The 11,939-nt window shown below is 32.3% G+C and carries 14 protein-coding genes; 3 read left to right on the top strand and 11 right to left on the bottom strand.

Annotation, left to right across the window (positions count from 1 at the left end):
* Positions 1-291: 291 nt before the first annotated feature.
* The 3 genes from GKR88_19510 to GKR88_19500 form a co-directional block, all read right to left on the bottom strand.
* Entirely contained in the window at positions 292-1,170 is an 879-nt protein-coding gene (locus GKR88_19510; protein QMU66252.1) for a tyrosine-type recombinase/integrase, read from the bottom strand.
* Complete coding sequence (locus GKR88_19505) at positions 1,154-2,083, bottom strand: tyrosine-type recombinase/integrase (protein QMU66251.1); 930 nt, start codon at positions 2,081-2,083, stop codon at positions 1,154-1,156. The genes GKR88_19510 and GKR88_19505 overlap by 17 nt, the downstream gene beginning before the upstream one ends.
* A gap of 175 nt (positions 2,084-2,258) precedes the next feature.
* On the bottom strand, positions 2,259-4,541 hold the full coding sequence (locus GKR88_19500) for a toprim domain-containing protein (GenBank protein ID QMU66250.1): 2,283 nt from the start codon (positions 4,539-4,541) through the stop codon (positions 2,259-2,261).
* Positions 4,542-4,695: 154 nt separating this feature from the next.
* On the opposite strand from GKR88_19500, the gene GKR88_19495 reads away from it, so the two are divergent.
* The 3 genes from GKR88_19495 to GKR88_19485 are packed head-to-tail and all read left to right on the top strand — an operon-like array spanning position 4,696 to position 5,547.
* A complete protein-coding gene (locus GKR88_19495) occupies positions 4,696-5,022 on the top strand; it encodes a helix-turn-helix domain-containing protein (GenBank protein ID QMU66249.1) in 327 nt (108 codons plus the stop codon).
* On the top strand, positions 5,019-5,228 hold the full coding sequence (locus GKR88_19490) for a hypothetical protein (GenBank protein QMU66248.1): 210 nt from the start codon (positions 5,019-5,021) through the stop codon (positions 5,226-5,228). Before GKR88_19495 ends, GKR88_19490 begins: the two co-directional genes overlap by 4 nt.
* On the top strand, positions 5,218-5,547 hold the full coding sequence (locus GKR88_19485) for a hypothetical protein (GenBank protein QMU66247.1): 330 nt from the start codon (positions 5,218-5,220) through the stop codon (positions 5,545-5,547). The genes GKR88_19490 and GKR88_19485 overlap by 11 nt, the downstream gene beginning before the upstream one ends.
* A gap of 110 nt (positions 5,548-5,657) precedes the next feature.
* Here the strand turns inward: GKR88_19485 and GKR88_19480 are convergent, their stop codons facing one another.
* The 8 genes from GKR88_19480 to GKR88_19445 form a co-directional block, all read right to left on the bottom strand.
* Positions 5,658-5,975, bottom strand: a complete 318-nt coding sequence (locus tag GKR88_19480; protein QMU66246.1) for a hypothetical protein — start codon at positions 5,973-5,975, stop codon at positions 5,658-5,660.
* Position 5,976: 1 nt separating this feature from the next.
* Positions 5,977-6,888 carry a DUF4329 domain-containing protein gene (locus GKR88_19475; protein ID QMU66245.1) on the bottom strand — a complete coding sequence of 304 codons (912 nt, stop codon included), beginning with the start codon at positions 6,886-6,888 and terminating at the stop codon, positions 5,977-5,979.
* A gap of 8 nt (positions 6,889-6,896) precedes the next feature.
* Positions 6,897-7,289, bottom strand: coding sequence for a hypothetical protein (locus GKR88_19470; GenBank protein ID QMU66244.1), 393 nt, complete (start codon positions 7,287-7,289; stop codon positions 6,897-6,899).
* A gap of 90 nt (positions 7,290-7,379) precedes the next feature.
* Positions 7,380-8,717 (bottom strand): transcriptional regulator, encoded by a 1,338-nt coding sequence (locus tag GKR88_19465; GenBank protein ID QMU66243.1) that lies wholly within the window; start codon positions 8,715-8,717, stop codon positions 7,380-7,382.
* 143 nt (positions 8,718-8,860) lie between these two features.
* Positions 8,861-9,640: a hypothetical protein gene (locus GKR88_19460; protein ID QMU66242.1), complete on the bottom strand. Its 780-nt coding sequence runs from the start codon at positions 9,638-9,640 to the stop codon at positions 8,861-8,863.
* A gap of 36 nt (positions 9,641-9,676) precedes the next feature.
* Entirely contained in the window at positions 9,677-9,997 is a 321-nt protein-coding gene (locus tag GKR88_19455; GenBank protein ID QMU66241.1) for a hypothetical protein, read from the bottom strand.
* A 74-nt stretch (positions 9,998-10,071) separates the two neighbouring features.
* A complete protein-coding gene (locus GKR88_19450; protein QMU66240.1) occupies positions 10,072-10,968 on the bottom strand; it encodes a tyrosine-type recombinase/integrase in 897 nt (298 codons plus the stop codon).
* A complete protein-coding gene (locus GKR88_19445; protein ID QMU66239.1) occupies positions 10,965-11,912 on the bottom strand; it encodes a tyrosine-type recombinase/integrase in 948 nt (315 codons plus the stop codon). The genes GKR88_19450 and GKR88_19445 overlap by 4 nt, the downstream gene beginning before the upstream one ends.
* Positions 11,913-11,939 lie beyond the last annotated feature (27 nt).

Genomic DNA, 11,939 nt, shown 5'->3' with positions numbered 1-11,939 from the left:
ATAACTTCTATTATGTAACATAGCTTGGGATGGTTTTTATGGCGGATTTTTTGTTTTCGAGCGTTGGCGATAGCTGTTTATAATTGTGAGGAACGAGCAAGTTATAAAGTGCTATTTGTGCGTTGGCTTACAAAAAATGTGACTTAAAAACCATAGAAGTGTGGCGAGCGGAACAAGATAAAATACAGGGGATTTTGAGGAACGAAAAAACTGGATTTTATCTTGTGTGGGATTTTGCGTAATGATTGGTTTTTATTTGCGAGCTTGTGACGAAGGAACAAGCGAAGCTTTTTAACTTATCGGATGATAATTTTCTATTGCGTTTTGTAACTGTTCTAATTCTGTTTGTTTGTAAGCGATTGTTGTTGAAGCTCTTTTGTGTCCGCTAAAAACCTGGACTAATCTTGTGTCGTTTTCCTTTTTTAGAAGATTTGCAATAACACTTTGCCGGATTTTGATTGGTTTTATCTTTTGGCTTTCGTTCCGGTTTTGGTTGATAATTCTACTAATACTGTGAGGATTTATTTCATTTCCATATTGTCCTAAAATAAAGGTTTCATTTGTAGTTTTAAGATTGTATTTAAGTAACTTCTTTCTATCTTTTTCTAAGTAATTAAAAAATAAAAGGACTTGTTTGGCTTGTAGTGGTAAGGTTCTTTTTTGCTGTCTGTAACCGCTTTTTATATGGATTTCGCAAGTATTTAGATTTATGGATTGTAGTTGTAATTCTGCTATTTCTTTAACTGTTAAGCCTTGATAAATGAGTAAACTGATTATTATTTTATTTCTATTGAGTAACTGTTTTTTCTTCTTTATTTTATAGTTTTTAAAGAAGTTTTCTAAGGCTTCTGGACTGTAAAGATTATCTACCGCAATGGTTCTATCTATCTTATCTTTTAAGAATAATTCACTACAAGGATGGTCTTTTCTTTTGCCGACTTCCAGTAAATAATTGAAGTATATTTTTACAGCATATAATCGATGTCGTAAGGTTTTTGGGCTTAAATCGTAGTTCTTTCGTAAATAAGCAATATAATTTAAAACCTCTTTGTAATTGGCTTTCTCTGAACGTTTGCCATAATAATCTGTAAACTTTTTAATGTTGTATAAGTTGCTTTTTAATGTGCTTTTACTGTATTTATTTTTTAAATAATTATGAAGAGTTATCATATAGATTATTGATTTGATTTTGTGAGATATGTGTATAAATTTCTGTGGATTCGATATGGCTATGTCCTAAAAAGGTTTGTACTTGCTCCAGCTTCATTCCGTTTGCTAAAAGATGTGTGGCTATTGAGTGTCGTAAATTATGGATGCCGATTTTGCAGAGCGCCTCTGCAGGCAATTTATTCCCAAAATCAGTTCGCTTAATCAGTTTCTTCAGTAAGCTGTTAAAAGTCCATTCTTGCATTCTGTAGCCTTTGTTATTTATAAAAATCGCATTGCTTTTATTTTCATTTGAAAAAATAAATAGTTCTAATTCTTCAGCTACTTTTTTACTGATTGGTACTAATCTTCTTTTGCTGTTCTTTCCTTTTTCTACAATAATTAAACGTTCTGTAATTCTAATATCTACTTTGTTTAAATCGCTTAATTCTTGTACTCGTAATCCACAACCATAACCAATATGTAATAATGCTATTTCTTGATTATTTGCTACTCTATAGAGTTCTTTTATTTGGTTTTGAGTAAAAATATAACGTTCTACTTTTTCTGTTGGGTTAGTAAATTTTAAATGAGAAGCTGGACTACTTTTTATAATTCCTAAGTCTAATAAATGTCCTAAAAACTGTTGTAGATTTCGCATATGGTCGTATCTACTTTTTTGCTTGATTGGTAGGTTTGTCCTTTGGCTTATTTTGACTTTTAAATACTCGTGATAGCTTGATATATCTTGTGTGGTTACTTCTTCTATCTTAAATAAATATTGATATTCTAACCAACTAAAAAACTCTTTTAAATATAAATATCTGGTTTGTGTAGTCTGATGATTTAAGCCTAATATATCTAAATGCTTTTTGTAATTTATAGCATAATTTTGATACGTTTCTGTATGGATTTTATGTTTGCTTGGTGCTCCCATATTTCGACTGCGCTCAATATAAATTCTTTATGACCTTTTTAATACTTATGATGCTTTTGCTTACTCAATATTCTGGAATTAGGAACACTAACTATATTTTGGTAGATAATTATTTAAATATCAATAAGTTAAAAAATTATTTAACGTTCCATTGGTGTTCCGTAGCGTTCCGTAATTATTTGCTTTGTTGTCGTAGCTGTTCGATTTGTAATAGCAAATAATCTTTAATTTCTGCTCTAAGTTTCTGATAATTATCCCAATAAGAGATTTTATATTTAATGCCTTTATTTGAGTAACCACCAATTTGTTTTACATATTCCAACTCGGTTAAGGTCTGCATATATCTAAAAACTTGTGTTTTACTACTGTTTAAATGTTGTCTTACTTCTCTTAAAATAAAATCTTGATTATCATTCTTTACATACTTTTTTAAGCGTTCAAAAAACTGTCTGAGACTTCCATCTAATTCATCTACTTTTAAAACAATGCTTTCAAAAAGGATTTCTGTAGCTTCTTCTATATCTTCTATCTCTGTAATTAATTGATTGTGTTTAGTAAGCTGTCTTTGATGTTGATTTAAAAAAGTAACTTGTTTTATTACTGCTTGGTACATTTCATTTAAGCGTCTTATTTTATGTACTTTCTCTGGTAAGTGTAATTGTGTGGCATACGGATTAATGACTTCATAAACCTTTAATTGTCGCACTAAACTTTGTATAAAATGGACTGCTCTTTTAGCTTCGTTTGGGTCGATTTCTCCTGCGTTTCTTTGGTTTTGGTAGTTGATGATTTTTGTGGTTTGTGTCTTACTTTCATCGACTGCAATTAAAGAACTTCTACTCATATTATCCTCGTAGGTTTCTCCTTTTGTAGTTGCTGATAAGGATGAAAATTGTCCTTTTACTATTTTGTGTGCCGATTTATTATTTCCTTTTTTATCCTTTATGGTTACAGAGCTTCGCAATATTTGATTAGATATAAATTCCCGTAAAGCATACAACGCATCTTCTTTTAATCCGTCTAAATCTTCTATGATTATTACTTTTTGGAACAAATCAAATTCTCCCCAATTATACAAACTACTTTCTGTTATTCTTGTAAAACGAAGTACATCTTCTTGTGGCATTAAATCGGCTATTCTGCTTATTAAATGTGTCTTTCCACTTCCAGAACTACCTTGTACCAATGCGTGTAATGGACTTTTATTTAAGTAGCTAATAATTATCATAAACAACAATAATCTGCTATTTTCTTCGCCTACTATTCCTGCTTTGCCGATTTGGATATTTAGGTTCTTTAAGAGGTTTTTACGACTTAAAAAGTCGATTGCGTTATCAATAATTGGCTCTTTAGATTCTTCATTTATAATAGCTTCATTTGAAAAAATAAAATCTGTCCTCTTATCTAATAATTCTATAAAAATAGTATCGTTATGCAGTTGTAAGGTTTCGTTAATGTCTTTATTTATAGGCTCTAAAACACTTAATTTTATTCCTGGTAATATCTCAAGCAACATTTTACAATATTTCTGTATCGCTTCTTTACCAGCTGTGTCATTATCAAAAGCAAAAATGATTTCTTCTAATTGTTTCAAGTCTTTTATAGCTGTTAGGATTTCATCATTTAATCCGTTAGTTCCGTAACACGCTAAAATGCTGTAAGTACCTGTAATCGCTTTTATTTGAAGCAGAGAAGATGCATCGATAATGCTTTCGGTTAATATCAGTTTTTTAGTGTTTGGATTGGGATAGTTTGGATATAAACCTTGTCTATTCTTCAGATAAAAATGTTTTGCTGTTTTCTTATCTAAAGTGCTTCTAAAATATAATGATACGGTCTGCCCGTGGCAGTTCTTTAAAGCAAAACAGATACACCATTTACCAAAAACATTATAGGCTTTGTTTCCAGTTCTACCGACAATATTTTTATCGATTAACAAACCATATTCTAAACATTGATTTATTAGGGTTTCGTCTTTACGTTTTCCGTGATGGAACTGTCCAGCATTATAACCAACTGGCGAGCCGCCAGACCCTAATTTTTTAAAGTCTAAATTTCTTTGTTCTAAATATTGTTTGGCAGGTTTGCTGTTATGTACTGCGTTACAGAAATATTGGAACATATTGGCTAAAAACTGACTCTTGCTTAAATCGGGTTGGTAACGTTTTTTACTATTGGGCTTTTGGTAGCCTAAAATTTCTTTGCATTTTTTCAACGCTTCGTGTTTGGTGCTATTCTCTTTGTGCATTACAAAATCTATTACATCCATGCTCTTGCCGTGTGTTTTGCAATTACTACTAAAACAATAAGCGGTTTGGGTTTTGTAATAGGCTTGGAAGCTTGGTGTTTTATCTTGATGAAAAGGACAGTTTAAACGGTTGTTCTTATCGGTCTTTAATCCGTAATAATGTAATACTGTGGCTAAGGTTAGATTTGATTTTATGTCTGCTATTTCCATTTATAAAAAAAGTTTAAAATAATTTTAGTCAACTTTAAAGCACAAATGTAAACTTCTGTTCTCAATTAAACAAAGAACTATCCTTTTTATTTGGAACTATAATTGACTATATTTGTTTCATAATGTAAACTTGAATACTCAAAAGTGCTTTATTATGGACTTAGGAAGCAGAATAACTGAATTAAGAAAACTAAAAAACTGGTCGCAAAACCAGTTAGCTAAAAATATTGAAGTCTCTCGTGAGATTGTAGGAAGATATGAACGTAATGACGCCATACCATCTATAGAAGTAGCAAAACGATTAGCAAACGCTTTAGATGTATCCTTAGATTATCTTGTTGGTGACGCTGAAGAAAAAATGGACAAAAACACAAGAAATAAAATTCAAGAAATAAACAAGCTAAATGCAGACGACAAAAAAATGGTGTTTACTTTTTTAGATGCGTTTATTACTAAAACAAAACTTCAAAGTGTGTTATGAAAATATTATTAGAGATACAAGACAGTAAAGCATCTTTCTTTATGGAAGTGTTAAAAAACTTTTCTTTTGTAAAAAAAGCAACTCAAATTTCTAACGCTAAAGCCAATGTAATGCAAGATATTAAAGATGCTGTTGAAGAATTGAAATTGGTGAGAGAAGGTAAATTAGAAGCTCGTAACGCTGAAGATTTAATCCATGAATTATAGCGTTAAAACCATACCTAAGTTTGAAAAAAACTTAAAGAAATTAGCTAAAAAATTTCCATCTCTTAAAATGGAATACGTACAATTAATTAAAGCCTTAAAAGAAAATCCTGAACAAGGTACAACTCTTGGTAACAACTGCTATAAAATACGCCTTGCCATTAAATCTAAAGGAAAAGGAAAAAGTGGTGGCGCCAGAGTAATCACTAACATTGTAATTGCCGATACTACCGTTTATCTACTTACTATTTACGATAAATCTGACAAGGAAAATTTAACAGACAAAGAACTTAAAGAACTGTTGGAACTTGTGCCAGAATAAAAAACAATAATCAATTTATTTGGTGTTTTATAGCTAAAATGAAAATACAGAGTATCTTACAACAAAAAAGCTTTGCATTTCTGCAAGGCTTTGTTTGCAAATTATATTTGCTATTTACCGTGAATTACTTTTAATACTTTACAATCACTTTTTCTTATTTCAATATAAGGGACGTCTCCTTTTTGAGTATTTGAAGTTCCTTGTACTACCCAAATGTCATCATTTTCAAGCTTTGCAACAAAAGGCTTTTTATCAAGTATTTTATTCCCGTAAATTGGCAACCATATAGCCTCTGCTATTTTAATTGCAGTAATCTCGTTCGGAACGTAATCAGTTTTATTGTCCATATTTTCTTGAAATGAAGTTATCAATAATGTAATAACAATTAATGATGAAAAGGCTAATAAGGTTATGGCTGTTTTTTTCATACTACATTTTTATTTTAAAATTTTCATTATTATTAATCGTTGGTGGCTCCCGCGTTGGAAGAACTCCACCAGCTTCATTAATCTTTTGTGTAGCTGACTTAATTGAAGGATCCTCGGTTGGATGTATATTATTCTTTCGTCCAGGGTCATTAGGGTCACTTGGTATCTTATTTACATTTATTGTAGTTGTACTTTTAGTACTTGGATCATATTTCTTAACCGATCCATCTGGTGTTGTTACATATCCAACCAATCCTGTTCGATCATTATCTGAAGTATCAGTTCCTGAAAAATTATTGTTGTCATAACCTTTTTCATAACCGCCGTGGGAATGAACATCCGCTACATCTTTAGAACCTGTTGGCGATGGTGATACATTTACACCATCGTTACTGCCTTTGCCAGCTTCAGAATAAGTATAGTAAGTTTTATCATCTTTTTTGACTTCATAGATTGTTGAACCAAATTCCTTATATCCAACAATTGATCGACCATTGTAATAGACACCGAAATCAGTTGCCGCATCATCAATCGAAGCAAATAGGTCTCCAGGATCGGCAACTCTCATACCATCAGGGTCAACGAACCTAATTGGATTATTCATTACATACGCATATGGCGAGATACTCGGATATTTTTCCGCCAAGGGGTCAACACCAAAGAACCTACCCAAAGCTGGGTCGGCATTTCGCCATTTGTAAGAGTGCCAATTCAAACCAAGTTCTTCTTGCCATTCTTGACCTAAATAAGTATGATAGTTATTCTCCGTACCATTTACAACATTATTGTACCCTTTATGTTCAAGTCCAAAGGGATAGTACCACCCCACCTTTTTTGAGGGCTTTTGACCTTTTTTTGAGTATGCCAACCTTAGAATTGGCTCAGATTCGATATGTAGTTTTAAGCATCCCAAGTGTTAATCTATTCTTCTTTTTTTATTCCCATTAGTCCTTTATCTAATTTTGGTTCGTCCCAATTATGAGGATAAAATATATTACAAACTTTTAAAAACGCCTGTTGTTTATCTTCATATTTTGGGTTGAGTAAAAACTCTAAATAGGTATAGAGTTTGTCCGCCACTTCCTTATTAAATACTTTCATTTCACTATCACTAATACGTGATAGTTCATTCCATGCGATTTCACCATACGGCGTAACTACTTTTACATCTGAATAATCCCCTGTTTTGGATTGAGGTACTCTACCTGCGTGATAATCTTCTATAACCGTATTCCTAACACAATTAACTGCCATTGTTAGTGCTTCTCTTTTGAGCGTTTCTGTTATTGTTTTGTGATGTGAATTTTCAGTCATATTTTCTAATTATTCTTTCGACCCACTTTCTACCCATTTTTAAATAAAATCCCTGTAAAATAAGGATTCTTTCGACCCGCTTTCGACCCATTACGTTTTGTAACCTTGAACGTCAATAACGTATTTGGTTAACTTTCCAGAACCTTCTGATTTAATCATTTGAAGTTCCAACAACCCATCAATATCTCTTTGTGCTGTAGTCTTTCCTATTTCAAATTCTTCTTCATATTCACTTCTGGTAATGGTAGTGTTTTCTTTTATAATCTTTATTGCTTGTTTTTGTCTATCATTAATATCTAACTTGCTTAAATAGCTTTCGTTATAAATATCTTTAAATATAGTAATAATTACACCACCTTGTTTCTCTTCGATTAGAGGTTCAAGGAGTCCATGATTTTTACACTCCTCAATAACCTTTAGTGTTCCTCGTCCCCAAGATTCAATATAACCAGCTCTATAAAAAACCTTTGCCATTAATTTATTTCTAAGAACAGAGCGATGCTCAGTTTTTAAATCATCGATGGTTAGAGGTTCTGGTAATTCTCCAAAATTGGAAATAGCAATCCTGTCATCATAGATTTTCACAGTTATTGGCATAACATCATACCTTTTGTGTATAATGGCGTTATATAGAATTTCACGAATAGCATCGTATGGATATTCTGGCGGTTCTATTCTACTTAGTCCCTCATACTTAACTTTTCTTAAAATGTATTTTGAATTTAGTATCTCTAAGGTTTTATCTGCTAGCTCAAAAGCATTGGTTTCAATAGTGTCCTGTGTGATTAAGTCTGTAGGAGAGTATCCAAACTTACCTATTTTTAGGTAAGCCGTAATAAAGTGACGTTGTGGATTCTTGCCGAACAATAACACAGCGGCTCTTGTGTAATTTCCGTTTTGGTCTACCAAATCAAGCTTCTTTAAAATAGTCTCTGCATCAGTATCAAAACGAATAGAGGGTAATCTTCCTGTATCAATAGCCTTTTTCTTAAAAGATTCCACAACTTCTAAATCAATATCTTTAATCGAGAAATTCTCAACGGTAAGTTCATCCCACGTTACATTTCTTTTTTTGAACAAGAAATCCTCTAAGGCTGCACCACTTAAAAGCTGATTAGTGCTTCCGCTTCTTAGGTAAAACTTCCCACGATATGAAATCAAAGACTTTGATGGTTCAACAACAATTTCAATATATTGTTTATCATTTTCTTCGTGTAGATTAACAGCACAAATAATACCTGTGGTATCTTTAATCTTATTAGGAAGCTCGTCCATGAGCTTTTTATATTTACTTAGCCCAACAACGTTTCCATTGTCGTCTTTTCCAATATAAAGCACACCTCCATTGGCATTAGCAAATCCACTAATCCATTGCAGATATTCATCTCGCCAAGACTGTTTCCATTCTATGTTCTGTTGTTCAGGCATATACCTCTATTCTAATATCATACGACTTAAAATCAAAGGTAGGATAATTTTAAAAAAAGAGATTTATATTTGTTAGAAAATATGTAGCTCCTCTGTAAGTTAGAATAGAGACAATAATTACTAAAGGGAGTCTTTAGGGTTAGTTACTTTATATATTCAACTTTTGAATATAAGGCAATTAAATCAGGTGCAAATTCAGGATTTGTAATATTAATCTTAATATTAGAGATTAGAGTATTTATTTTAGTTTTTAACCAATCTAATTTTTGTTTCACACCCTCATTTTCATTACTATAATTACTAAAAAAATGCTGTTTTAAGTTATTAATATATATGTATAAGTCGTATTCTACATCGTTAAATTCTGAAGAAGATTTTTGAATATAGTCAATGTAATAATATCCATCTTCATCTTCGGTAACTATATCCATAATATATTCTTTTTCATCTTCTTGTGTGTGATTTTTTGAGTGATAAAGCAATCCTTTTTTAATTACGTCTTTGTCAACAATAATTCTAGGGTACTTAGAAATCTTAGATTCAATATTGTATGCATCTACTAAAGCAGGTCCGAAAATTACTTCATTGGTATGAATGAGCTTTCCAATTGCAACACCTCCACGAGTTAAAAACCCTTTATTGGCTAGTTCCATACTCACATAAAGTAAATTCAATAATGTAAAAAACAGTTGACTTTCTTCGTCATACTTATATGAAATTACAATTGAATCTGAAAAATATGTTACAACTTTTGACTCTGAAATACCTTTATCTGAAGTGATATTTTTTGAGAGATCTAAAATAGATTTAATTAATTTGATTTTTGTAATGTTGTCTTCACCAAACGGGTTTATAGTTTGATTTAAATGCTGTTTAAACCCGAGTATATCTATAAAACAACAAATCCTATTTTCGTAATTCATATTAAAGTAAATAAAACCTCTAGTATTTTATTTTGACTAACAACCATTTAAAAAACCATGCCTAAGCATGTATTCAACAGTGTCAAGCATTCCTCTTTTTCTAAGCTCTTCTATTAAAACCCTAGGTGGGGGCCAATTACTCATATATGGGTTTGAGTCTGGTCCTGTATAAAGACCTCCTCCAGGTCCAGTATACAATCCACCACCAACACCTGTATATAGCCCTCCATCAACACCAGTATATAAACCGCCTCCAACTCCCGTATAAGCACCACCACCAACGCCAGTATAAAGACCGCCATTAACTCCTGTGTAAAGCCCTCCGCCAACACCAGTATATCTATTTCGTATCCACATATTTTTTCTTTTAAGGATTAACTAATGTAAAGATATTAAGATAGTCTTTAATATAGATGTGCTTTTAAGAAAAATTATCCTATCGGATGCAAACTCTCAATGAGTTCATGAAGATTTTCTAAGTCATCCTGTTGGTAACGTTCTGTAGAAGAAATATAATGATGCCCTGCCATATACTGCACTTCTCGGATATTGTGTTGGCTTAACCAATAAGTGATGACTGATGCTCTTATTTGCTTTGCATTTTTAACTTTGTGGTTGAGTTTACGAAGTTCAAAAAACAAACGGTCATTTAGGAAAAATCTATCGCCTTTAACGGGAAATAAGCCCTGTGTGTGGCAATCTATTTTTTCTTGCAACACTTCCCTGTCCTTTTCAAGATAACGCCACAGGGGCAGTATTTGTTGGGATTGTAGCGATAAGGTTCTACTGTTGGTTTTACGAGTAGAAGGAATGTAAATGGTGCCTTTACTCATATCTAAATGTTCATAACGAAGTGTTTTTAATGCTGTAGCATTAAGTCCTTGATACACCATAAAACCTGTAATAATTTTATTGCGAATTGAAACCGACGGACAATTCGGGAATACAATATTTTCAGTTTGATATGAGTAGTATAAATCCTCCAGTTCGTCAAAATCTAAAAGGTTGTGATTGACCGTTCTTCGCTCACCTCTTATGTGGATATTTTGAATAGGATTTTCAAAACGTATTTCAGTTTCAACTAGATAATTGAAGTAGATTTTTAATGCTCCGATTTCACTTCTGACGGTGCTTTTAGAAACGGACTTCCCTTTTCTTTGTTTCTGAATATGTCCTACATATTCAATACAAGATTTATAGTCTATGATTTGGGCATCATAATTTTGGTAGCTACACCAATCGGTAAACTTTAATAGATTGCGAGAGTAAGATTCTATTGTCGTTTTGGCGTAATCTTCTTTATGTAAATAATCTTTAAATGTCATCATGTAATAATTGGTTGTTGAGCATCCACCTCTTTGGCTAAATGCGTATACAGTTGTGTGCTTTCTAAAGACGCATGACCTAAAAAAGTACTAATAGATTTCATAGGTACTTTATTCTGCATCAAATGTGTTGCAATGCTATGGCGTAATGTATGCAAGGTGATATTCTTGTTTTGGATATCTTCATTTTCAGTGGCCTCAATAATTGCTTTTAATCGATTGGCAATACTAATATCGTTGATACGTCTTCCCATCTGTGAAAGTAGTAAGGCATCCGTTTGGTAGTTTTTTATAAAAGCTGGACGTGCATCATATAAGTACTCGTCAATCATATCCAAGTTGTATTTATTAATTGGCACAAACCGTTCTTTGTAATTCTTGCCTTTTCTAACGTAGATACGTTGTTTTTCAAATAAGATATCTTCACAATTCACATGAACCGCTTCGTTACGTCTTAGTCCACAACTATAGAGTAGTACTAATATCATCTTGTCTCGAAGCTGAAAATGTTCGTTCATGTGAGATACATTACAAGCTTCAAATAATGCTTTGATTTCATCTTGAGTTAAAATGACTTTGTTATCGTGATAGTTAATTTTTTCGCCTTTGAGGTGAACGCCAAATTTTACATTTGAATTATGTTCTTTGAGATAGATTAAGAATTTCTTTAAGGCTTGTTGGTGTTTGTTTAAAAATGATTTACTCAGACTGCCACCACGTCTTTGGTTTGTTCTATGTGATAAATACTGGTAATAATCCTTAACAACTTGCGTAGTGATTTTTGTAATATCGCTGTGCCCGTGGCACTCTAAATAGTGAAAAAACTCACGAAGATGATTTGGCAGATTGTAAACCGTAGAAGGAGCATAACCAAGCACGTCTAACCAGTTTTTATAACTGTCAATCAGAGTAATAAATGTGGTGCTTTTTAGTTGTAGTTTCTTCATATTTATTTCCCACGAAAGTGGGAATCT

It is taken from the genome of Flavobacteriaceae bacterium, from assembly GCA_014075215.1.
Lineage (GTDB): Bacteria > Bacteroidota > Bacteroidia > Flavobacteriales > Flavobacteriaceae > Polaribacter.
Note: the sequence above shows the minus strand (reverse complement) of the source record. Positions and strands in the feature narration are given on the sequence as shown.

Coding starts and splice junctions, on each gene's coding strand:
- GKR88_19510 (QMU66252.1), bottom strand. CDS start 1,170: ATGATAACTCTTCATAATTATTTAAAAAATAAATACAGTAAAAGCACA.
- GKR88_19505 (QMU66251.1), bottom strand. CDS start 2,083: ATGGGAGCACCAAGCAAACATAAAATCCATACAGAAACGTATCAAAAT.
- GKR88_19500 (QMU66250.1), bottom strand. CDS start 4,541: ATGGAAATAGCAGACATAAAATCAAATCTAACCTTAGCCACAGTATTA.
- GKR88_19495 (QMU66249.1), top strand. CDS start 4,696: ATGGACTTAGGAAGCAGAATAACTGAATTAAGAAAACTAAAAAACTGG.
- GKR88_19490 (QMU66248.1), top strand. CDS start 5,019: ATGAAAATATTATTAGAGATACAAGACAGTAAAGCATCTTTCTTTATG.
- GKR88_19485 (QMU66247.1), top strand. CDS start 5,218: ATGAATTATAGCGTTAAAACCATACCTAAGTTTGAAAAAAACTTAAAG.
- GKR88_19480 (QMU66246.1), bottom strand. CDS start 5,975: ATGAAAAAAACAGCCATAACCTTATTAGCCTTTTCATCATTAATTGTT.
- GKR88_19470 (QMU66244.1), bottom strand. CDS start 7,289: ATGACTGAAAATTCACATCACAAAACAATAACAGAAACGCTCAAAAGA.
- GKR88_19465 (QMU66243.1), bottom strand. CDS start 8,717: ATGCCTGAACAACAGAACATAGAATGGAAACAGTCTTGGCGAGATGAA.
- GKR88_19460 (QMU66242.1), bottom strand. CDS start 9,640: ATGAATTACGAAAATAGGATTTGTTGTTTTATAGATATACTCGGGTTT.
- GKR88_19455 (QMU66241.1), bottom strand. CDS start 9,997: ATGTGGATACGAAATAGATATACTGGTGTTGGCGGAGGGCTTTACACA.
- GKR88_19450 (QMU66240.1), bottom strand. CDS start 10,968: ATGATGACATTTAAAGATTATTTACATAAAGAAGATTACGCCAAAACG.
- GKR88_19445 (QMU66239.1), bottom strand. CDS start 11,912: ATGAAGAAACTACAACTAAAAAGCACCACATTTATTACTCTGATTGAC.